Source organism: Pseudoalteromonas shioyasakiensis (assembly GCF_001550135.1).
Lineage (GTDB): Bacteria > Pseudomonadota > Gammaproteobacteria > Enterobacterales > Alteromonadaceae > Pseudoalteromonas > Pseudoalteromonas shioyasakiensis.
In genome coordinates this window covers 212,128-234,386 of record NZ_LRUE01000015.1, presented here as the reverse complement: position 1 = coordinate 234,386, position 22,259 = coordinate 212,128, and the positions used below count along the sequence as shown (strand labels likewise).

Sequence of the window (22,259 nt, the reverse complement as noted above, 5' to 3'; positions counted from 1 at the left end):
ATAACAACTCTTTAAAGTAGATCTAATCCTAAAATCTGAATTTTACAACTGGTCATACCTATTTTATTGCTAGGTATTGACTAGAGAGGCGATATTAATAAAATAGCCCAGCTTTTTGGTTCAGCTACCGTTAAGCCAAATCAACCCCCACGCTTTTTTAGAGTAACTTATGCCAAACGTGTCTACTTGCATCACTTATGATGCATCGACGTCACTCGTGATGATGACGTTAAGAGGGACTGCTAGTGCACAGGATGTGATAAATTTTTACCAAATTGCCCAACAATATTCAGAATTACATGGGTCAGAGAAAATACTCGTTGATGTGTCTGAGATGACGCACAATTTCGCACCTGCTGATTTATTCACCATTATGCCGGAAGTGGCAAACTCTTTGAAAAAAGCTGTTGTAGCAATAGTTGTAAGTTTTGATGGTTTTATGCACGACTTATTTATGCAAAAAGCAAAGCGCTATAACTTACAAGCTGAAAACTTTGAATGTTTTAACAAAGCAAAAAATTGGCTGGTTCGTCAATAATTAGTCGAGCTAGTCATCGCTATTTTATTGTGTATATCTGGGCTTACAAATACCGCTAATTTTTAGCTTTTATTGTGCGATTTACCTTGATGTTTACCGCCAAAACCTAGCAATTCATTACGTAACCTTTTAAACTGTTTAGCCAATTAATAATTATAATTTGTTATGACAGCAACTAGGATAGATGCAAGCAAACTAGCTCAAAATTCAGAGCCATTTAGCTTCAATGATCAACAAAAAAATTCTCTTTTTGCCCAGCTTAAACAGCAACGTGGCATCTTATCTCAATCTGATATTTCTTCTCTTTGTCAGCAGTTTCAAGTTAGCCAACTTGAGTTACTAAAAGCTTGTGTACCCGTCGCAAGTTTATTTTCTGTCGCGCCTATTTCTAAATTCAATGTGGGCGCCATTGCAGTTGGGTTAAACAAGCAAGGCGAAACAAATTTCTATTTTGGCGCAAATGTTGAGTTTTCTCATCAAGCATTGAGTTTGGTCGTTCATGCTGAGCAATCAGCCATTAATAATGCATGGCTTAATGGCGCGCAAGCAGTGTTAAAAATTGCTATTAGCGATGCACCTTGCGGTTACTGCCGTCAATTTATGAATGAATTGAGCACCGCAGACTCACTTGAGATTTTATTGCCAGAACGTGACTTTAATCTGCATGAGTTATTACCTTATTCATTTGGCCCAAAAGACCTAGGCAATGAAGCCTGTTTATTTTCTAATAAGCAAAGCGATAAACAGTTTACTGAGCTTTCGATTGATGATGCTAAACTTATTCAATTGGCACTCAATGCATACGTGCCATACACAGGTAACTTTAGCGCGGTAAAATTAACGACTTTTGATGAAGGTGACTTTTACGGAAGTTATGCTGAAAATGCTGCTTATAGTCCAAGCCTTTCGCCATTACAAAGTGCATTGAGTCAGTTTTATCTTGCGGGCTTAACCTTTGATGATAAAACAGTTAAGTCAATCACCTTGTTAGAAACACAAGGGGCAGAAAATCAATATGAGGTGGCTAAAAGTGTGCTGGCAAGCTTTGCAAACCCACCAGCATTTGAGCACTGTGTTGCTAAACTAGTTTAGCAATAGTTTTGCAGCTTCAATGACGACGGCGACTGATTTTTTCTCAATCTCGCCGTGGTCAACATTCGGAATTTCTTGTTTAGTACGATTTACTAATACACCTGCAACACAGGCTGCGCGTAAGCCAAGGGCGGCACACATAGTAAATAGTGTTGCTGATTCCATTTCATAATTCATCACGCCTAGTTTTTGCCACTCTTCACAGCTGCCTTGGAATGAGCGAGGAACATAGCCAGAATAAGTATCGTAACGTTCTTGACCCGGGTAGAAAGTATCACTCGATGCAGTAATACCAATGTGGAAATTAATTCCTAGCTTATCACATGCATTTACCATCGCTTGTGTTGCAAAGAAGTCAGACACAGCAGGGTAGCTTAGTGGTGCGAAATGCTGGCTAGCACCATCTAAACGAACTGAAGCTTGGCTAATTAAAATGTCGCCTTCGTTAATGTGTGGCTGAATTGCACCGGTCGTGCCAATACGCAAAAAGGTATCAATACCTAGCTGAGCAAGCTCTTCAACAGCAATTGATGTAGATGGGCCGCCAATACCGGTAGAACAAACTACAACACTGTGGCCGTTAAGCTCACCTCGGTATACATGAAATTCACGGGTCTTCGCTAAGCATTCAGGGTTATCGAGAAGTGTTGAAATGCGTGCTGAGCGGTCAGGGTCGCCAGGGACAATCGCAAGGGTTGCGCCGTTTAAGTCCTGACGAGTAAGCCCTAAGTGAAATACCTTTTCCATTATTAAACCTTATTTTTGTCTAAAGCGTAATACTTTAATCATATGTGTTTAAAGTACAGGACAGATGTCCTATTAGATCACCAATGTTGCAAGAATTGCACAGATAACCTAAACCTAAAGAAGTAACGATAAAAGAGGATATATTATGCCTGCTTCATCTTCTATGAGTAAACACCATGAGTTTGCACGCTGTTTAGAAAGCTCGAAAATTTCAATTGGTGCGCCTTTTCATTGGTTAGCACTTGCATTTAAAGATATCGCTAATGCGCCCATACTGAGTCTAGTCTACGGATTAGTATTTACCTTGATACCTGCGACTATCATGTATTTTGTTTATCAGTTTGATACGCACTTAGTTATATTGCCTGCAGTCGTTGGCTTAGCATTAATTGGTCCTGCCTTTGCTGCCGGACTTTACGATGTCGCATGGGAGCTTGAAAAAGGCCACAAACCCACTTTAATGCACAGCCTTAAATCGATGTTTAGAAACCCTGCAGGTGAATGGGGCTTTGCGGTGTTATTAATGGTAATTATGATTGTTTGGATGCGCTTAGCTGCACTTATTCATGCATTGTACCCGAACGTTGTTAACCCGAGTTTTGAGCAGTTATCTGCGTTTTTAACGCTCGGTAGTATTGTCGGTGGTATCTTACTGGTCACTGTATTTGCTATCTCAGCGTTTACCCCGCAAATTATGATGGAACGCAGAGTTGATATTATGACTGCGGTAATTTCTTCAATGAATGCGGTTAAAACCAATTTCGGTGCCATGGTTGTCTGGGCTGGTTTGATACTATGTTTAGTATTTGTCGGCTTTATTACAGGCACTGCTGGGTTTATTGTCATTATGCCTTTATTGAGCTACGCCAGCTGGCATGCATACATTGCCGTTATCAAAACTAAGAAGCCAAGAGGCTACGAATAATGAGTATTCACTTCGTTTGAATATAAATCTATAGCGGCAATCACCTAGGTTGCCGCAAAATTTGACTTTCTTTTCGCGCATGTTATACCTGCCAAAATACAGCGCTCTTATTTGACTAGAGCAGTTTAAATTCATCTGCATTAAAATTATAACCATTTAATATCAGTGAGTTATAGGTTTGGTTGAGCAAGTGATTGTTGAGTCTCAAAAATCTAGACTATACACAAACTTAATTGCGTAACTTTTTTAATTACGCATGAATATGCAGATAAAGATCAGCGGAGTAGAGATGAGTAACACACAAAAAGCCTTCCACGAAAAACTAAGTCAGTGTCTTTGTCCTCCTGGCGATGGCGTATTTACAGTTAATACAGCAAAAGAACGTAAAGATGCGCTGCGTACTAAATTATACGGTCAAACAGATAATGTTGATGTGCTTTGGAAAGAGTCACTTGAAACACTGGCAGAGTCTGAACACAAAGCGGTAATTTTAGGTATTAGCTCTGACTGTGGCGGTGGTATTTTACGTGGTGCTAACTGGGGTCCATTATTTTTACGTTCTACTTTGATTGATCAACAACCACAAGCGCGCGCCTTTGATTTAGGCGATGTTCGTGTGATCCCGCATTTATTGCATGATAAATACCTTAACGATGCAACCATTACAAACTGTCAAAAAGCGTTATATGCTGATGAAAACAGCGAATATCATGTATCGCCTTTGTCTATCACTGAAGATGTCTGTGATGGCTTTTATGCAAATTACCCAGATAAGGGTATTTTTGGTATTGGTGGCGACCATTCAATTAGCTACCCGCTGACTAAAGCTTACTTAAAAGCAAAACGTGATGCAGGTAAACGCACTGCAATCATTCATTTTGATGCTCATACAGACTTATTAGTAGAACGTTTAGGTATCGATTTATGTTTTGGTTCGTGGTGTACACATATTCTTGAGTACTTACCAGCTCCACGTAACTTAATTCAATTTGGTATTCGCTCTAGTGGTAAGCCTAAGCAACACTGGGAAGACACGTTTGGCGTTAAACAACATTGGGCACACGAAATCATCGAACGTGGCGCTAAAGCTGTTGCTGAAGAAGTTATTGCGCAGCTAAAAGCAGATAATGTTGATGAGCTTTATGTGAGCTTTGATATTGATGCACTTGATGAAAGCTTTGCTTCAGCGACAGGAACACCAGAAGCCGGTGGTTTAACACCTCAGCATGCATTAGACATTCTAGTTGCATTGGCTGACGAGTTCCCAATTACTGGTGCTGACATGATGGAAATTGCACCATTCACAGATAGCTCATTAATCGGTCAGACAAGTTCTGAAACAACTCTAAGAGAAGGCGCTAAAATCTCAGCTTTTTTGATTAATGCAATGAATAAGTAATTGACTCTATAGCGGAAACACCCTGTTTCCGCTCATTCCTTTTTACTAAATAATATTTCAATATCTGCAACTTCGAGCTATATTATTATAAAAAATAATTATAATTTATTTGGTATCGCTCATCATGCGCACAATTCTAACCCTGTCATTGCTGCTTTTTCTGCAACCTTGTTTTGCAGCGATCACTGTGGTGACCGAAAACTTTCCTAATTTTCAATACCTAGATAAAAATGGCGTATTAACTGGCACTGTGGTTGATAAAGTTAAATCAGGTTTAGAAAAAAGTGGCGTAGATTATGAGCTGTCAGTAAATTCTTGGTCAATTTCATATAACGCTGCATTGCGTGATAGCAATACCTGCATCTTTTCTATGGCAAGGCTTCCGGCACGCGAAGATAAGTTTACTTGGGTAGCGAAAATTGGTGGCTTTTCAGCGTCATTCTATTCTTTTAAATCTGAGCAAGTAACTATAGCTAACATAGATGAAGCTAAGAAATACCGAATTGCAGTATTAAAAAATAACTATTCACACATTTACCTAAAAGAAAACGGCTTTGATGAGCGTAATCAGCTGATCTTACTTGATAGTTTTGACAATATTTACGATGTACTGAAAAGCAGACGCTCAAGTATAGATTTAGTCATCCTCAGCGATGAACAATTTAAATATGAGCGCGATAACGACAGCACCCTTGAAGATTTAAAACCGATATTTAAACTGCCCGTTGGCACACCTCAGTTATACTTTGCCTGCAATAAAAATATCAATCCTGTTACTCTTGAAAAATTAAATAAAGGCTTTGCTATTAACGATTAAAAATAGCACTTGTTGATTGCTACAAAGTGGCTATAATCAGCTGCTTTTTGTCCATTCTCGCCAAACTCTCGCTAGCCTAAACGAGCAAAAAGTTGTTTGCATTCAACACTCTGAATGCGCTTAATTATTAGGAGCTACAATGAGTGATTTACTCATTATCATGATTTTAATTTTGATCAGTGCATTGTTTGCAATGAGCGAAATTGCGATTGCGGCATCTCGTAAGATCAAATTACGAGTTATGGTGGACGAAGGCAACAAAAAAGCCCAAGCAGTACTTAGTTTGCAAGAGCAACCTGGGGCATTTTTTGCCATGATACAAATTGCCCTCAACGCAATTGCCATTTTAGGTGGTATTGTTGGTGAGCAAGCATTATCTCCTTACATAGAACAAATTTTAGGCATGATTTATCAAGGCCCGTTATTGAGTCAAATCAGCTTTTTGATTTCGTTTTTGAGTATTACCTCTTTGTTTATTCTATTCGCTGACTTATTACCTAAACGGTTAGCCATGATTATGCCAGAGGCAGTTGCAGTTAACGTGGTGTCCATTATGCGTTGGGTGACCTTTGCGCTCACTCCTTTTGTTGTTTTCTTTAATGGTATAACTAATTTGGTTTTACGCGCGTTTAAAGTACCCGCTGAACGAGAAGATATTGTCACCACAGAAGACATCGTTGCGATGATGGATGCAGGGGCAGAGTACGGCAGCTTACAGCAACAAGAATATGAGCTAATTGGCAATGTATTTGATTTAGAGGCACGTTTTTTATCGAGTGTGATGACTCCTCGTGATCAAATTGTGTTTTTTGATGTAAAGGCGGATGCTCAAGAAGTTGCAACCAAAATTATTGAGCACCCTCATAATCACTTTTTAGTCTGTGATGGTAGTTTAGATAAATTAATTGGTTCGGTTGAATCAAAAGATATTTTGCGCAAAGTGCTAAAAGGGCAAACCGCTGAAATCGATAATGAACTGATAAGCCAAGATATTTTTTATCTGCCAGAAACATTGAGTCTTTCAGAGGCGCTAAATACTTTCAAAAAAGCGGCAGAGCCGTTTGCCGTAGTGGTTAATGAGTATGCGCTAATGGTAGGTATTGTTACTGTTAAAGATTTAATGAAAGGATTTATGGGCGACTTAATTAGCCACCAGGGTGAAGAGTTAATTATTCAACGTGATAATTCATCTTGGCTGGTCGATGGTTTAACACCTGTGGTTGAGCTTGCTAAGGTACTTGAAATTGAAGAGTTCCCTGAACAGTCTCATTACGAAACAGTCGCAGGGTTTTTAATATACACCATGAAACGCCTGCCTAAACGCGCCGAGTTTATTAATTACGGTGGCTATAAGTTTGAGGTTGTTGATGTTGAAGGGGTGAAAGTCGAGCAACTACTTGTTACTCGAATTTCGGATACTGTTTAGGCCGCCGATTGCGGCCTTATTCAAAGGTGCCTTTAACAAGTGCTTTGCCTTTGCTTACCATATGAACACCCTTTGACCAGCATTCTGTTGGCGCAAGCGTTGTTTTATTAAGTAACACAAGGTCGGCATCTGCATTTTGCTTAATTACACCTTTATTTATACCCAGTATCTGTGCAGGGTTTGATGTAACAGCCATTAAAGCGTGTTCAATCGAAACATTAAATTTTTGCACTGCTTCTACAAACGAGCCATGCAATGTGGACTCTTTACCTACTTCAAGGCCAAGCAGATTATAGCTTTTGTCAAAAATAGGGAGGCTTGCATGGCCATCAGAGCTCATAGTGAGCTTCGTTGGGTCGACTTTATTCTCTATACAATAGGCAAGTGCGTGTGCGGCAGAGTATTCACCATGAGCAAGGTCATACTCTGTTGTACTTGTTGTAAAATCGATAGTGCCACCGGCTTTACAAAACTCTACCCCAGCATTAAGTAAGTCGATATTACGATTCATGTGAGTTGGGTAAAATTGTGCTAGCGAAATATCGGTTAGCTTATCAACCTCATGCAATATCGATAAATGTGTATCAACAGGGCCAACATGAATGCTGACAGTGCCTTTTTTACCACTTAACATGCCGGCCACTTTTGCCTCTGCAGCCAGTTCTGCCAGCTGTTGCACTGTGGGTTGGCTGCTACGATGATCAGATATAGCAACTTCTCCCACGCCAATAAACTCATCTATGTACATTAAATCGCTGGTGATAGAGCCTGTCAGTGTTTTCGCAGGTAAATGATATGAGCCCGAATGACAAAAAACGTTGAGCCCAAGCTCTTTCAGCTCTTTTGCTTTAGCAATCAGGTTACTATGAGTTCGGCTACTTGAGTCAGTGCCCAGGGCTGCAATAACAGTAGTTGTACCATGCAGTGTTGCATCAGTCAGGTTCATTTCTGGTGTTCTACTTGCAAAGCCAGCTTCGCCGCCACCGCCAGTTATATGAACGAGTGAATCCACAAACCCCGGGGCCAAAATACAATGAGTGCCATCTACCTTGGTAATCCCCTGATAGGTATCGATAGTTATTTCAGGCTGTATATCAACTATTTTTGTGCCAGCAATAAGGACATCTTGAATGCCTAAAGGTGAGGGGGCGAAAACGTCTGCGCCTTTTATAAGTGTTAACATAATTAAATCTTTTACTGATAGTTAATAAAGTGTGCGAGAAAAATAAAACCACTGGCAAGGCCAAACAAAGCCAAAGTGAAGCGCCAAATAAAACGTGCCCATTCACTCCAATCTAATTTAACAATACCTAAACAGCCAATGAGACTAGCAGAAGTAGGAATAAAAATATTAGTTAAACCATCACCCAACTGAAATGCCAACACCACAATTTGACGTGAGATATTTAATAAATCACCGAGCGGCGACATTAGCGGCATTGTTATGGCTGCTTGTCCTGAACCAGACGAAACAAAGAAGTTAAATACACTTTGAAATAATAGCATGCCCCAAGCAGCAATATAATCGGGCACAACTGAGATGCTGGTGGCACTATAGTACAGTAAGGTATTAAGGGTCGAAGGTGACGTTAAATCGCTACCGCCAAGTATTAAAATAACGCCTTTTGCCAAAGCAACCAAAAGCGCTGCAGGTAAGAGCTCTTGGGCACCTTCTTTAAATGCGTTTGCGCTTTCATTGGCAGTTTGTTTTTTGAATAGGCTGGCTATTACAGCGCAAGCAATACCTAGGCAAAAGAATTGCGCTGCTAGTTCAGGAATATAATACTGCCGAGCCATCACGCCCCAAATAACCCAAACAATGCCAGCAATAAAAGTAAGTAAGATTAGTTTATCTGCGTTATCTAAATTTATTGCACTGTTTATGTGTTGGTTAGATTGTTGTTTAGTTGCTCTGATAGAATTGGCATAGCGAATGGTGAATACAAGGCCAAATGAAGTAAAAACAAGCCAAGCAACCATTCTGAACCCTGCGCCAGAAAAAACGGGAATTTCAGCAATTGATTGAGCTATGGCAATGCTAAATGGATTCATCCATGAGGTAGCAAAGCCAATTTGTGTAGCAACATAGGTTGTTAATACCGTCACTTTTGCGTCATAGCCAAGTTGTTTCATAATCGGGAATAACACAATACAAAAGGCGATGGCTTCTTCACCCATGCCGAAAACCGCCCCCCCTAAAGAGAAAAGCACAAACAAGAGAGGAATGAATACCCACTCAATATGTTGTGTTTTATTAATGAGTGCCATTATGCCGTTATTTATCGCACCGGTTTTTAAGATAATCCCAAACGCACCGCCAGTGATTAAAATAAACGCCATTACACCAATCGCTGCGCCATACTTATCACCTGACACTAACCCTTCAAATAAGACATTAGCTAGGCCAATTTCACCACCTTCTGCAAAAAATGCTGGCGGTGTATGATCTGAGGCTGTTTGATATTGTGATAATTCAACGCTATGGCTATCTTTTTCGGCATTAAACACACCGGGGGTTATAAATAGGCTGGCAAAATAGGCGATAACTGCGACGCACAACAAAATGATGCTCGCATCTGGCATCGCAAACTGTTTGTTTTTCATAAAGTCACTTAAATGTCATTCGACGTTTATAAGATAAGCAAGGTATTGTAGCCCTTGCTAAGAAAGATTAATACTGAGAGTCGTCAGTTTAAGATAACGTAAGCTCAAAGATGTGGGCGACTATTAAGCCGCCCAAACCTTGCTAAAAGCGATAGCTCAAACTTAACGTATAGCGACTGCCATAAGCATTATGGTTTATAGAATCAAAACCTCGACTTGAACCATACAGTTTAGGCGGTTCTTTATCGAAGATATTATCGATACGAGCACGGATTGATAATGAATCATTGATAAAATACCCGGCAGATAAATCCCATACTAGCCAGTCATCAACATCGCGTTTTAACTCATCATTAAGCTCGCCAAGTTCTGCTAGCTCATCTATTTCACGGCCACGAAGCCCTTCAATATCATCCTCATAGCTACTGGTATAATTGGCGCCTAGGTTTAAATAATAACTCTCGGCATCCCAATCGATAGAGAATCTGCCAACATTTTCAGGGTAGCGATAAGTGCCGATTAGCTTTTCGATTGCATCTGAACCGGGTTTGTTTCGCTCAAACTCTAAATAGTGTGTACCATCAAAAGCGAGTGTTAAATTACCTTTTGCAAAAAGAAAACGATGATCGAATTTAAAGTCGATACCCGCTAAGGTTTGTGTGCCGGTATTTTCCAGTGGAATAACATGGTCTCTAAATAGTGGCAGGAATAGCTCATCTTCTCGCGGGTTAAACTCACTAATATAGTTTGTTAGGATCTCTGAAAGATTAGCGCCATCACTTTCGATATTAAGGCCAGCATTATCGGTTACTTCACACAGCTGCTGCTCGTACGAAATACCTTGTTGTCCTTGTGGTACTAAGCCACAGTGACGAAGAGAAGCATCCGTAATTGCTCTATCTAGGACGGCAGTCATATTGGTATCGATAACTTGTTCATGATCAAAATGCCAATAATCGACAGTTAGATTGGTATTTACAGATGGGCTCCATGCAAAGCCAATACTGAGCGCTTCAGACTCTTCGGCTTTGAGTGCTTGATTACCAAGTTCTAGGCTGTTAACACTGACTTCCGTACCATCACCCATACAGTATAAGTCTGCAACTGCCTGATTTGCGCCGCAATCAAAGCTTGATTGTGTGGTACGTAATTTTACGCCAGCTTGAGTTAATGAAGGTGCTCTAAACGACGTTGACCAAGAGCTCCTAATAATTAGAGAATCTGAAGGGCGGTAGCTGAAACCAACTTTAGGGTTAAACGTTCCACCAAAGTCATTGTAATGATCGTAACGACCAGCAACTTGCAGTTCTAGCTGCTCAGTAACTGGCATATTCAACTCTACAAATGCAGCGTATTGCGTACGGTCTGCTTCTGATAAGCTCGAGCCAAAACCAAAAACATCAACTAAATAACCATTTTCAGCACGCGCTTGAGAGTCTAAAGACGGAATATCTTTTAACTCTTCTCGGCGAGCCTCAACACCAAATGCAGCATAAATGGGTAACTCATTAAATGTAAATAAGTCGCCATTAAAGTTTAAATCCCATCCGTAAACTGTACTTTCACCACTTCTACTAGGGTTTGCTTTTGCAAGCTCAAGCACCGCATCATTATTAGCATCACCCTGTAAAAAAGGGTTGTAGAATGGCATTAACTGACCTTGCGCACAATTGAGCTGTGTTCCATCGTATGTAGCCGTTGAACCGTCAGAGCATAATTCACCAGTGATTGCAGCATGAAATTGGTAGCGGTTGTAAATACCATCAATCGCTTCTTGCTCTGACTTAGAACGAGAAAATGTTACACCTGACTCCCAACTCCAATCACCAATGTAACCAGCTAGGCTACTGACTAAGCGAAAGTTTTTAGTTTCAACTTCAACAGTACGCGGTGAATTAAAACGTGCATCAAATGCAAAGCCATAAACATCTCGACCTGCTTGAGTGGTAAATGGATCAATATAAAGCTGGTCCATTAAGTCATTACTGCCATCAGCGTTATCATAAATGAATAGCGCATCTTCTATGATAAACGGACCATCATCATCGTTTATTTGATTGATTGGTGCAGGTGATGAATAGGCTTTTGATTTAGTTTGGCTATAGAAGAAATCGGTATGCCAATCTAAATCACCTAAGGTGCTGTTAAACATAAAGCCAGTTGAAAGGCTTTCAAATGGGGTTTCTAGGTAATCATCTTGGTTAGCATAGTAAGCACAAATTTGCTCACCATACTCAGTCGTGACAAGCTCTGTTTTACAGTTTGGCGCTGGTAGTTCATTGCCATCTCGGCTGCTGTAATAATAAATGTTTGGTGAGTTCTCAAGTTTCGGTAAATATGAGTAACCATTCACTAGATTAGGTGTTGCGGTATAACTTCTGTCGGTAGCTTTAAAGGCATTGCGGTCGTAAATATCAGCAAATACCGTTAAGTTACTTTCACCGATATTGGTTCCGTAGACTAAGTTAAGCTGCTTCTTAGCTTCGTCATGACTGTCAAAACTATTGGTGTAAGAAGTATTTACTTCAGCTCCTTGATAGTCATCTTTAAGAATATAGTTAATAACACCAGCGACAGCATCAGCACCATAAATTGCTGATGCGCCAGTGGCTAAAATATCAATGCGCTCGATTGCAGCAAGTGGAATTGAGTTCACATCGACAAAGTTTTCAGTGCCTGCTGCGAACGAGCTTGGTGCAACACGGCGGCCATTAATCAGCGTTAATGTTGCAGAAGGACCCATACCTCTAAGGCTCGCAGCGGATTGACCCGCTGGCGTTGAGGTTGATGTACCACCACTTTCTGATGTTGAAAAGGTACCGGATCCGCCTTTAAAAACGGATAAATCTTTTAATAATTCATGAATAGTGTTCGCTCCTGAGCGCTTGATTGCATCTTGGTCAAGCACTGTAAGCGGGATGGTTCCTTCTAAATCAACCCCTTTAATTCGTGATCCTGTTACTTCTACTCGTTCAATTTTTTCTGATTGTTGGTCGTTTTGAGCATACACAGCTTGTACTGGGCACAGCACAGCACTGATTGCTACAGCAATTGATAACTGACGAAACATATTGATTTACCTTTGTCTTAAAAAACACACGGCAAAACCGTGACGTTTTGAATAATTGTTATAATTTTTTAGACAGGGCAGTGGTTTATAGACACAACTAGCCCCTCACAGGAAGTGAGGTGTGGCTACTCGTCAAACCACTCCGAAAGGTAGTGTGGAGAGTAGAAATATGTGCAAAGCGATAATGCGTTTTTCAACATAATTCCAATCCGTAAGGTCTTTTGACAAAGCTAGTAATACAGTGCTAGCTTACTCGCGTTTTTAAATGTTCCTTTTTTTTATAGCAAGCAACAAAAAGCTGCGCAAGCAATTTTCTAATATTTTTTTACAAGAGTGTAACAATATGAACATCCTTAAGGAGCAAAAGACTAAATATCAAACTTCAGCTTTTTCTTTGGTATTTGGTTTGTTTTTCGCATCATTTGGCAGCAAAGTCTATGCAAATGATCAACAGCAAACGTTGGTCTTAGTCGGCGGTGCCTTGACCACCTGCTCAAGTATGAGCCCTAAAAATTGCCTTTCGAATAAACAGATTAGTGGTAAACGGAATAATCAATATCGATTAAATAATGATGCTTTATCTACAATAAAGACAAATTGGCCAAGCAAGAATAAAAAAAATCGTCAGCAAACGCTTAAGGTATTAGCACAGATTGCACGTGAAAAGTCAGGTTTGATCACTAAAAGTGATATTTTATGGGCATGGCGTGATTTAGATAACAAGTTACTAAACGAACTCACTGATTCAGAATACAGCTTTGTCATAGACTCACTTGAAGTGGCTGTATTAAATACAGATTCGACCCGTCAAATAGAGCAGGTTAGTACTAGTGATAATAACGAACGTGCGGCCAATGATATTTTAGATTTTGTTGCTGCTTCATTAAAAACAACCACCGAATCACCAACAATTTTAGCGGTTACGGCTTCAAGCAGAGATCCATATGAATCAGCTGACTTTTATGAAGGGCTATTAGACTTTACTGGTGTAGAATCAAGCTGGTTACCTCTAACCCCCGCCTTAGCAAAAGCGATTACTAGTAAGCAATGTGAGAGTTTGGATTCTTTACGCACTGACTCTATGGGCGTTTTTAATCGTGAGACAATTTACCCTGATCGAATTAAGGCCGAAAAAGCGCTTTGTGATAAAGGGGTCGATCATTTAGTTAAACTGATTGAAAACGCTACGGGTATTATGTTTAACGGTGGCGATCAGAGTTTAACCAGAAAAGTACTGTTTGATGACAACGGCAAGCAATATCCTTGGACTCACGCAATTTTACAAAGACCATTACTTGTTGGCACAAGCGCAGGTACAGCGGTGCAAAGTGGTGGTAAAAATGCCTATGGCACAGTGCCGATGATTTCAAATGGTACAAGTTTAGCGGCAATGAGAGAAGGCTCGTTTGCGGTGTCTGCGCCGAGTGAGCGCTGTGAAAATGAATGCGGTGATAAGATTTCGGCTGATAGTCTTACCTATGAAAAACAAGGTGGGCTTGGCAGTTTTACTTATGGTGTTCTTGATACACACTTTAGCGAGCGCAACAGAACAATGCGTTTGGCAAGATTACTGGCAGATACCGGGCAACAGCATGGCTTTGGCATTGATGAGACCACAGCCCTTGTATCAATTCGAGCTGGTGAAACAGCACTAATGACGGTGATTGGTAAAAGCGGTGTCGTGCATGTTAAATCTGACGCTAAAAACAACGGAGCAATCAGTTATTGGCCTGCTGGTGCAGTTATTGATGTAACAAAGGATGGTTTTACTCTAGCTAAACGAACTGTTGATAATGCACTCCCTAGTATTAAAATTCCGCCACTGCCGATGCAGCGTTTTGGCACTATTTTTTCAGATGCTAAATTACGTTCGCTTGTACAAGCTATGTGCTTAACACAAGAGCAACAAGCAGTCGCTCAGCATGATGAGTTTTTATTAGATTTAAATGCCACAGACAATACTCATTATTACCGTGTAAATACGAGTAGTACAGGCTGTGCGGTGGAAAACCTAGCCTTTAAAGTTAAGACATTTTAACGATGTAAGGTACTGAAAAAGTAGTGGATTATTTGTTCATTATTAGTTAGCGTAAGGCTAATAATGAACAAACCATGGAATGGGGTTATGAAATATAACGTACTACTTTTATTTATTTTTGGCTGTTTATTTGCCTATTTATCTATACCAGTCATAGGTTATGGCTCGGCTATTGCGATTCCAACCGAAGTACTTTCAGCCCTTTATGATTTGTCACCTAACTTTGCTTTATCAATGGTTGATATCGTTACTTTAGGTCTTCCTTTATTAGCGTTACTCTTAATATTTTTACTCATTAGTAAGTCGCTGTATCTTAAAGATAAAACGTATTCATACTTTATATTGCTGACACCATTTTTAGCGCTGCATTTATATTTTGCTGTTAACACCTTTTCTGCAAATATTGATAACACCACTTTACTGACTAGTCTGCCTAAGTATGTATTACTAGTGCTATTTGTTGCGCTTTTTTCTACGCATAAAAAAACCAAGTTTTAGTTGATGTAAGTCATACGCGAAACTTCAACATATAAGCTAATCTGTAATTAATCAGTGAACGAAGTTGGTAACACAATGAAAAAATTACTGCTATTAACAAGTGGGGGTGATTGCCCTGGGCTCAATGGGGTGATCAGAGCGGTGGTTAAAGCAGCCGAACATGATGGCAATTGGCAGGTGTATGGTAGCCGAAGAGCATATTGTGGTGTGCTTGAAAAGCCAAATGATATTATACACTTAACTAGTGAAGTTGTGGCGGGTATTCATGTTCGTGGTGGAACAATTCTCGAAACAGTTAATAAAGGGAACCCAACCGCATTTCCTGCTGAAATAGCGGGCGAACAAGTGTTTATTGACCGCTCTGATGAGTTAATCAGTATTATTAAGCAACTTGGGTTTGATGCCGTAATTAATATTGGTGGTGATGGTTCACATAGGGTATCTCAGCACTTATTTGAACATGGCTTAAATATCGTAGGCGTGCCAAAAACTATTGATAATGATTTATATGGCACTGATTACACAATTGGTTTTCAGACTGCTGTCGACACCGCCACCGAAGCCATTGATCGTTTAATACCAACAGCGCAAAGTCATAACCGAGTGATTGTGACTGAAGTAATGGGGCGCGATGCCGGTTGGATTTGTTTGCACTCTGCTATTGCAGCTGGCGCAGAAGTCGCACTTATTCCAGAGATTCCTTACGATATTGAAGCTATTAAAGCCAAACTAACATCACGATTTGATAAAGGCCATGGATTTGCCAACATTGTCATTTCAGAAGGAGCAAAGCCTGTTGCTGGTGGTGTTGTTAGTAAACAATCAAATGAACTTGGTTACGAAAACCCAGTGCTTGGTGGCATTGCTGAGCAGCTTGCTTCACAAATACGTGTGGCGCTTGATCTTGATGTAAGAGTAACCGTATTAGGGCATATTCAACGTGGAGGCACACCTAATGCGTTTGATAGGGTGCTTGCAGCAGAGTTTGGGGTGCAAGCATTCGAGCTAGTAAAGAAAGGCCAGTTTGGTTTTATTCCTGTCAGTAAAGACGGTGAAATTAAACCAATCAGTTTAAAAGAAGCTACTTCTGAATATCGCGTCATCCCTCTAGAACATTCTTTAATAGCAAGTGCCCGCGCAATGGGCATGTGTTTAGGCGAATAATCTGCGAATTGATATAACTTCAATTCGCATAACTAATAGTTTTAAAACAACTTTCTCAGTTACGTTCGTAATAATTCAATTAGCAATTTATTTATTGCACAAAATTCATGCGTTAAAGCAAGCATTTTATTTAATGTAAAGTTCTTTAAAGATGGTTGATCTGTGCCTTTTTTAGTTTAGAATGATCGTTCACTCTAAAACTAAGGAACTACACATGCAGCGCTCTCGCATTCCATTTTTTGCAGTGTCAGCTTTGGCTGGTGCTGTTTTATTATCAGGCTGCGGCCAATCAGAATCGGCTCAAGGGCAAACGCAGGCAGCTCAAGCTGTTCCTGTTGGTGTTATTGAGATGCAAAGCAAACCACTTACGCTAACTAAAGAATTACCGGGTCGTGTGGCTGCTTCACGTATCGCGCAAATTCGTCCGCAGGTTAACGGTATTATTCAATCACGTATGTTTGTTGAAGGTGCTGAGGTTGAAAAAGGCCAAGCTTTATATCAGATTGACCCATCTACATTTGAAGCTGAAGTAGCGACTAGTAAAGCTGCTATTACTAAAGCTCAAGCAAGTATTGCAAATGCCAAAGCAAAAGCAGAACGCTATAAAGAGCTATTGAGCATCAAAGCAGTAAGCCAACAAGATTACGACGAAGCTGATGCAGCATACAAAGGTGCAAAAGCTGACTTACTGACAGCTCAAGCGCAGCTTAAAACCGCTGAAATCAATTTAAACTACAGCAAAGTGTTAGCGCCAATTAGTGGCCAAATTGGTAAATCAGATGTCACTGCCGGTGCCCTTGTGAGTGCTAATCAAGCAACAGCATTAGCAACCATTACTCAATTAGACCCAATCTATGTTGATTTAACCCAGTCAAGCAGTGAACTAACACGTTTGAAAAAAGCCATTGCTGCGGGTGAGCTTGATAAAGATGCCGCTTTACATTCAAAAGTTGAATTAAAGATGGAAGACGGCAGTACTTATCAACATAAAGGTACATTGCAATTCTCTGAAGTGACTGTTGATCCAAGCACAGGCTCAGTAACCTTACGTGCTGAATTTCCTAACCCTGAAAAATTACTGCTGCCTGGTATGTATGTTCGTGCAGTGATTGTTGAAGGTGTGAAAAGTGATGCGATTTTAGCACCGCAACGTGGCGTAAGCAGAAACACCAAAGGTGAGCCTACTGCCATGGTAGTAAGCAAAGACAATACCGTAGAAGCACGCGTGCTTAAAACTGATCGTACTGTTGGTTCAAACTGGTTAGTGACAGACGGCCTAAACAGCGGCGATAAGTTAATTGTTGAAGGTTTACAGAAAATCCGCCCAGGTGCACCAGTCAATGCAATGCCTGCAGAATCAGCAGCTAACAGCCAGTAACGGAGAAACTTAATGTCACGATTTTTTATTGATCGGCCCATATTTGCTTGGGTGCTTGCTATCGTTGTTATGCTGGCAGGTATCTTAGCAATTAGAAGTTTGCCGGTTGCACAGTATCCATCAATTGCACCACCTGCAATTAGTATTCAAGCCACATACCCTGGTGCGTCGGCCCGTACTCTAGAAGATACGGTTACACAGGTTATTGAACAAAAAATGAAAGGGCTAGATGGCTTGCTCTACATGTCGTCAACCTCAGAGTCTAACGGCTCAGCGACGTTAACCTTAACCTTTAGTGCAGATACAGACCCTGATATTGCACAGGTTCAAGTACAAAACAAATTGTCGCTTGCAACACCGTTATTACCAGAAGAAGTACAACGTCAAGGTGTCTCGGTTGCAAAATCGGCTCGTAACTTCTTAATGGTTGTAGGCTTTGTATCTGAAGACGGCAGTATGAACAACATCGATATAGGTGATTATGTTTCATCAAACGTGCTTGATATTATTTCTCGTGTAAACGGTGTCGGTGAAGTGCAGCTGTTTGGCTCTCAATATGCAATGCGTATTTGGTTATACCCAGCTAAATTACTGAAGTACTCATTAACTCCTGCTGATATTAGTGCTGCAATCAGTGCTCAAAATGCACAAGTTTCAGCAGGTCAATTAGGTGCGTTGCCAGCAGTAAGTGGCCAACAATTAAATGCAACGGTAACTGCACAAAGCCGCTTACAAACACCTGAGCAATTTCGAAATATTTTTGTAAAAACCAATGCTGATGGTTCAGTTGTTCGTTTAAGTGACGTTGCTGATGTTGAATTAGGTGGTGAAAACTACGGTGTTGTTGCGCGTTTTAACGGCAAACCGGCATCAGGTTTAGGTGTTAAGCTTGCCAGTGGTGCTAATGCACTTGATACAGCAGATGGCGTAAAAGCGGCCCTTGCTGAACTTGAGCCTTTCTTCCCTGAAGGTTTAACTACGGTTGTTCCTTACGATACGACGCCATTCGTCTCGCTTTCAATTGAAAAAGTTGTCAGCACTCTAATCGAAGCTGTTGTGCTGGTGTTCTTGGTAATGTACTTATTCTTACAGAACTTCAGAGCAACACTTATTCCGACTATTGCAGTACCTGTTGTATTGCTTGGTACGTTTGCTATCTTGCAAGTGTTTGGCTTCTCAATTAATACCTTAACCATGTTTGCGATGGTACTTGCCATTGGTCTACTGGTAGATGATGCAATCGTCGTGGTTGAAAACGTTGAACGTGTAATGACCGAAGAGAACTTATCTCCTCTTGAGGCAACACGTAAATCAATGGATGAAATCAAAGGTGCCCTTGTTGGTATTGCGATGGTGCTGTCGGCTGTATTCGTGCCTATGGCGTTCTTCCCAGGCTCAACAGGGGTTATTTATCGCCAGTTCTCAATTACCTTGGTAACTGCGATGAGTTTATCAGTACTAGTTGCATTGATTTTAACACCTGCTTTGTGTGCGACAATGTTAAAACCAAGTCATGTACATAACGATAAATCTTTATTTGGTCGTTTCTTCCTTGGCTTTAACCGTGGTTTTGACAGAACGAACTCGGGTACACAAGGTTTTGTGTCTCGTATGATCAAGCACAGTAAACGCTATTTACTTATTTACGGTTTAATCGTGGGTGGCATGGTGTTTATTTTCTCACAATTACCATCGGCATTCTTACCAGATGAAGACCAAGGTATTTTGTTTAACCAAGTAAGCTTACCTGCCGGTGCAACAACAGAGCAAACTTTAAAAGTTGTTGAAAAGATGGAACACCACTTCTTAGAAGAACAATCAGAAGCGGTTAAGTCTATCTTTACGGTAACAGGTTTCAGCTTTGCAGGTTCTGGTCAAAACGCGGCAATCGGCTTTGTGGGTTTAAAACACTGGGATGAACGTCAGCGTCCTGATTTAACTGTCGGTGCGGTTGCGGGTAAAGCCATGGGGTACTTCTCAACGATTAAAGAAGCGTTCGTGTTTGCTTTCCCACCTCCAGCGGTTGTTGAGCTTGGTACTGCAAACGGTTTCACCTTGTTCTTACAAGATAGGGTTGGTCTAGGTCACGAAAAACTACTTGAAGCACGCAACATGTTTTTAGGTATGGCTGCACAAAACCCGGTGTTATCAGGTGTTCGTCCAAATGGTCAAGAAGATAAACCTGAGCTAGAGCTTGATATTGATTTAGCAAAAGCCGAAGCATTAGGCCTAACTCAAGCAGATATCAATAATACGTTATCAACGGCTTGGGGTAGTAGCTATGTAAATGACTTTATTGACCGTGGTCGTGTGAAAAAAGTGTACTTACAAGGTACGCCAGAATCACGCATGGTGCCAGAAGACCTAGATGAGTGGTATGTACGTAACGCCAATGGTGACATGGTGCCATTTACTGCCTTTGCTCATTCTTATTGGACTTATGGCTCACCGCGTCTTGAGCGTTATAACGGCTTCTCAGCGATGGAAATCCAAGGTGCTGCTGCTCCAGGCTACAGTACTGGTCAAGCGATGGCTGAAGTTGAGAAAATGGTTAAGAAATTACCACCGGGCGTATCGTTCGAATGGACAGGAATTTCATATGAAGAACGTTTAAGTGGTGGTCAAGCGCCATTACTTTATGCACTTTCATTGTTGGTTGTATTCCTATGTTTAGCGGCGTTATATGAAAGCTGGTCAGTTCCTGCTGCAGTTATGCTCATTGTACCGCTTGGTGTATTTGGTGCGTCGATTGCGTCATTTGTATTTAATTTATCAAACGATATTTATCTCCAAGTGGGTCTATTAACCACCATAGGTCTGGCATCAAAAAATGCCATCTTAATTGTAGAGTTTGCTATTCATAAAATGGATGAAGGTATGAAACTTGTCGATGCCGCGGTAGCAGCTATTCGTCTACGTTTACGTCCAATCTTTATGACATCAATGGCATTTGTGTGTGGTGTACTACCACTGGCAATTGCATCAAGTGCAGGCTCAGGTGCACAAAACGCACTCGGTATTGCTGTTATTGGCGGTACTCTTGCGTCATCGACCATCGTAGTAATTTTTGTGCCGCTGTTCTTTGTACTGGTGCGCCGAGTATTCCCAGGCAAAACAAAATCAACTAATGAGGAGCAGGCATAATGAAAGCTAAACTTATCTCAGTGTCTGTTGCTGCACTTATGTTATCTGCATGTAATATGGCGCCAGATATGGAGCAACGTGAATTACCCGTTGCTCAAAACTATGATATCCAAGGTACAGCGGGCGATATCAATGCGCTGAATTGGCAGTCATTTTTCAGTAATGCGCAGCTGCAACAGCTGATTGCGCTCACACTGGAAAACAACAAAGATATTAAAACTGCTGCACTGAATGTGCAGCAGGTTAGAGCAATGTATCAGATTGAAGATTCAGCGCTTTACCCAAGCATAGACCTAAATGCATCGGGTACTCGTCAGCGTCTTCCGGCAGATTTATCTGGTACTGGTCAAGCAAATATCTCTGAAAATTATTCAGCGACTGTTGGCTTAACCGCTTACGAAATTGATCTTTGGGGCAAAGTACGCAACCAATCAGAGCAAGCATTACAAAACCTATATTCGGCCGAGTACAGTTTAACCAGTGTGCGCATTAGTTTGATCTCCGAATTAGTGAATGCATGGCTTAACTATGCGACGGACAAAGAGCTTTTGGCACTTGCAAACGAGACTTTAAAGTCTCAGCAGGAGTCTTTAGAGCTAACTCGTAAGACATTTGCTCTAGGTGCTGCTTCTCAGTTAACGCTATCGCAACTTGAAAGCACAGTAGCAACCGCTAAGGTCGATATTGCAAACTATCAGCGTTTACTTAAGCGCGATAAAAATGCCCTCGATTTTCTAGTAGGTAAAACCGTCACTGCAGATTTATTACCAAGTGAAAGTATAGATGATGTACTTAGTTTGCCTGATGTGCCAGTAGGGTTACCGTCTGAGCTATTGACTCAGCGACCTGATATCAAAGCTGCAGAGCATGATTTATTGGCTGCCAATGCAAACATTGGTGTGGCAAAAGCGGCATTTTATCCAAGCATCAGTTTAACCGCGAATGCGGGGACAGCTTCAGCTGACTTAAGTAATCTTTTTGATTCAGGTTCTGGGACTTGGAGCTTTGTGCCTTCGGTAAACTTGCCTATTTTTAACATGGGCCGTAATCAAGCTAATCTCGATGTTGCAAAAGCTCAACAAGAAATGGCACTAACCAGTTATGAGCAAACCATTCAACAGGCATTTAAAGAAGTATCTGATGCCCTTGCTGACCGCGAAGGTTATATGCATCAGCTAGATGCCCTGAATGACTTGTATCAGAGTAATGAGCTATCTTTTACTTTATCGGATGCGCGTTTTCAAAAGGGTGCCGACAGCTACTTGCAAGTATTGGATGCACAAAGAAATTGGTACAGTGCAGGACAACAGTTAATTTTGGGTAAGCAAGCGTATCTGGCGAGCCAAATTAATTTGTATAAAGCACTGGGTGGCGGCTGGAATGCACAAAAATCTGTGCAATAAATCAGCAAAAGCATAA

Annotated in this window: 16 protein-coding genes; 12 read left to right on the top strand and 4 right to left on the bottom strand. The window is 40.9% G+C overall.

The genetic code is table 11. The features are described from left to right. The first annotated feature begins 169 nt into the window (after nucleotides 1–169). Complete coding sequence (locus PASHI_RS10235; protein ID WP_062565518.1) at nucleotides 170–538, top strand: hypothetical protein; 369 nt, start codon at nucleotides 170–172, stop codon at nucleotides 536–538. A gap of 165 nt (nucleotides 539–703) precedes the next feature. Continuing rightward, nucleotides 704–1,630 (top strand): cytidine deaminase, encoded by a 927-nt coding sequence (gene cdd / locus PASHI_RS10230; RefSeq protein ID WP_062565517.1) that lies wholly within the window; start codon nucleotides 704–706, stop codon nucleotides 1,628–1,630. Here the strand turns inward: cdd and udp are convergent. Next, nucleotides 1,622–2,377, bottom strand: coding sequence for a uridine phosphorylase (udp, locus tag PASHI_RS10225; RefSeq protein WP_058584290.1), 756 nt, complete (start codon nucleotides 2,375–2,377; stop codon nucleotides 1,622–1,624). The two genes, cdd and udp, sit on opposite strands and share 9 nt — an antisense overlap. 145 nt (nucleotides 2,378–2,522) lie before the next feature. Between udp and PASHI_RS10220 the strand changes: the two genes are divergently transcribed. The 4 genes from PASHI_RS10220 (at nucleotide 2,523) to paeA (ending at nucleotide 6,944) form a co-directional block, all read left to right on the top strand. Further along, nucleotides 2,523–3,302, top strand: a complete 780-nt coding sequence (locus tag PASHI_RS10220) for a DUF2189 domain-containing protein (protein WP_062565516.1) — start codon at nucleotides 2,523–2,525, stop codon at nucleotides 3,300–3,302. Nucleotides 3,303–3,591: 289 nt separating this feature from the next. Further along, the gene (locus tag PASHI_RS10215; protein WP_062565515.1) at nucleotides 3,592–4,701 is read left to right on the top strand and encodes an arginase family protein; all 1,110 of its coding nucleotides are present in this window, start codon (nucleotides 3,592–3,594) and stop codon (nucleotides 4,699–4,701) included. Nucleotides 4,702–4,825: 124 nt separating this feature from the next. Beyond that, nucleotides 4,826–5,518 (top strand): substrate-binding periplasmic protein, encoded by a 693-nt coding sequence (locus tag PASHI_RS10210; RefSeq protein WP_062565514.1) that lies wholly within the window; start codon nucleotides 4,826–4,828, stop codon nucleotides 5,516–5,518. 139 nt (nucleotides 5,519–5,657) lie between these two features. After that, the gene (gene paeA / locus PASHI_RS10205; RefSeq protein ID WP_062565513.1) at nucleotides 5,658–6,944 is read left to right on the top strand and encodes a polyamine export protein PaeA; all 1,287 of its coding nucleotides are present in this window, start codon (nucleotides 5,658–5,660) and stop codon (nucleotides 6,942–6,944) included. 16 nt (nucleotides 6,945–6,960) lie between these two features. Here paeA and iadA read toward each other — a convergent pair whose 3' ends face one another. The 3 genes from iadA to PASHI_RS10190 all read right to left on the bottom strand — a co-directional run bounded on the left by iadA (nucleotide 6,961) and on the right by PASHI_RS10190 (nucleotide 12,618). Further along, nucleotides 6,961–8,127: a beta-aspartyl-peptidase gene (gene iadA / locus PASHI_RS10200; RefSeq protein WP_062565512.1), complete on the bottom strand. Its 1,167-nt coding sequence runs from the start codon at nucleotides 8,125–8,127 to the stop codon at nucleotides 6,961–6,963. Nucleotides 8,128–8,138: 11 nt separating this feature from the next. After that, nucleotides 8,139–9,548 (bottom strand): putative basic amino acid antiporter YfcC, encoded by a 1,410-nt coding sequence (yfcC, locus tag PASHI_RS10195; protein WP_062565511.1) that lies wholly within the window; start codon nucleotides 9,546–9,548, stop codon nucleotides 8,139–8,141. A gap of 142 nt (nucleotides 9,549–9,690) precedes the next feature. Further along, complete coding sequence (locus tag PASHI_RS10190; RefSeq protein ID WP_062565510.1) at nucleotides 9,691–12,618, bottom strand: TonB-dependent receptor domain-containing protein; 2,928 nt, start codon at nucleotides 12,616–12,618, stop codon at nucleotides 9,691–9,693. A 343-nt stretch (nucleotides 12,619–12,961) separates the two neighbouring features. On the opposite strand from PASHI_RS10190, the gene PASHI_RS10185 reads away from it, so the two are divergent. From PASHI_RS10185 to PASHI_RS10160, 6 genes are all read left to right on the top strand, one after another. Further along, nucleotides 12,962–14,656 carry a cyanophycinase gene (locus tag PASHI_RS10185; protein ID WP_156426479.1) on the top strand — a complete coding sequence of 565 codons (1,695 nt, stop codon included), beginning with the start codon at nucleotides 12,962–12,964 and terminating at the stop codon, nucleotides 14,654–14,656. 63 nt (nucleotides 14,657–14,719) lie between these two features. Next, entirely contained in the window at nucleotides 14,720–15,154 is a 435-nt protein-coding gene (locus PASHI_RS10180; RefSeq protein ID WP_156426478.1) for a hypothetical protein, read from the top strand. A gap of 75 nt (nucleotides 15,155–15,229) precedes the next feature. Continuing rightward, nucleotides 15,230–16,318, top strand: a complete 1,089-nt coding sequence (locus PASHI_RS10175; RefSeq protein ID WP_062565507.1) for a 6-phosphofructokinase — start codon at nucleotides 15,230–15,232, stop codon at nucleotides 16,316–16,318. A gap of 214 nt (nucleotides 16,319–16,532) precedes the next feature. Then, complete coding sequence (locus tag PASHI_RS10170; RefSeq protein WP_062565506.1) at nucleotides 16,533–17,696, top strand: efflux RND transporter periplasmic adaptor subunit; 1,164 nt, start codon at nucleotides 16,533–16,535, stop codon at nucleotides 17,694–17,696. Between the two features lie 12 nt (nucleotides 17,697–17,708). Next, nucleotides 17,709–20,840 (top strand): efflux RND transporter permease subunit, encoded by a 3,132-nt coding sequence (locus PASHI_RS10165; RefSeq protein WP_062565505.1) that lies wholly within the window; start codon nucleotides 17,709–17,711, stop codon nucleotides 20,838–20,840. Next, nucleotides 20,840–22,243 carry an efflux transporter outer membrane subunit gene (locus PASHI_RS10160; RefSeq protein WP_062565504.1) on the top strand — a complete coding sequence of 468 codons (1,404 nt, stop codon included), beginning with the start codon at nucleotides 20,840–20,842 and terminating at the stop codon, nucleotides 22,241–22,243. The genes PASHI_RS10165 and PASHI_RS10160 overlap by 1 nt, the downstream gene beginning before the upstream one ends. Nucleotides 22,244–22,259: the final 16 nt, after the last annotated feature.

Excerpts from the sequence above, each read along its gene's own strand:
- PASHI_RS10235 (WP_062565518.1), top strand. The coding sequence starts at position 170 with ATGCCAAACGTGTCTACTTGCATCACTTATGATGCATCGACGTCACTC.
- cdd (WP_062565517.1), top strand. The coding sequence starts at position 704 with ATGACAGCAACTAGGATAGATGCAAGCAAACTAGCTCAAAATTCAGAG.
- udp (WP_058584290.1), bottom strand. The coding sequence starts at position 2,377 with ATGGAAAAGGTATTTCACTTAGGGCTTACTCGTCAGGACTTAAACGGC.
- PASHI_RS10220 (WP_062565516.1), top strand. The coding sequence starts at position 2,523 with ATGCCTGCTTCATCTTCTATGAGTAAACACCATGAGTTTGCACGCTGT.
- PASHI_RS10215 (WP_062565515.1), top strand. The coding sequence starts at position 3,592 with ATGAGTAACACACAAAAAGCCTTCCACGAAAAACTAAGTCAGTGTCTT.
- PASHI_RS10210 (WP_062565514.1), top strand. The coding sequence starts at position 4,826 with ATGCGCACAATTCTAACCCTGTCATTGCTGCTTTTTCTGCAACCTTGT.
- paeA (WP_062565513.1), top strand. The coding sequence starts at position 5,658 with ATGAGTGATTTACTCATTATCATGATTTTAATTTTGATCAGTGCATTG.
- iadA (WP_062565512.1), bottom strand. The coding sequence starts at position 8,127 with ATGTTAACACTTATAAAAGGCGCAGACGTTTTCGCCCCCTCACCTTTA.
- yfcC (WP_062565511.1), bottom strand. The coding sequence starts at position 9,548 with ATGAAAAACAAACAGTTTGCGATGCCAGATGCGAGCATCATTTTGTTG.
- PASHI_RS10190 (WP_062565510.1), bottom strand. The coding sequence starts at position 12,618 with ATGTTTCGTCAGTTATCAATTGCTGTAGCAATCAGTGCTGTGCTGTGC.
- PASHI_RS10185 (WP_156426479.1), top strand. The coding sequence starts at position 12,962 with ATGAACATCCTTAAGGAGCAAAAGACTAAATATCAAACTTCAGCTTTT.
- PASHI_RS10180 (WP_156426478.1), top strand. The coding sequence starts at position 14,720 with ATGAACAAACCATGGAATGGGGTTATGAAATATAACGTACTACTTTTA.
- PASHI_RS10175 (WP_062565507.1), top strand. The coding sequence starts at position 15,230 with ATGAAAAAATTACTGCTATTAACAAGTGGGGGTGATTGCCCTGGGCTC.
- PASHI_RS10170 (WP_062565506.1), top strand. The coding sequence starts at position 16,533 with ATGCAGCGCTCTCGCATTCCATTTTTTGCAGTGTCAGCTTTGGCTGGT.
- PASHI_RS10165 (WP_062565505.1), top strand. The coding sequence starts at position 17,709 with ATGTCACGATTTTTTATTGATCGGCCCATATTTGCTTGGGTGCTTGCT.
- PASHI_RS10160 (WP_062565504.1), top strand. The coding sequence starts at position 20,840 with ATGAAAGCTAAACTTATCTCAGTGTCTGTTGCTGCACTTATGTTATCT.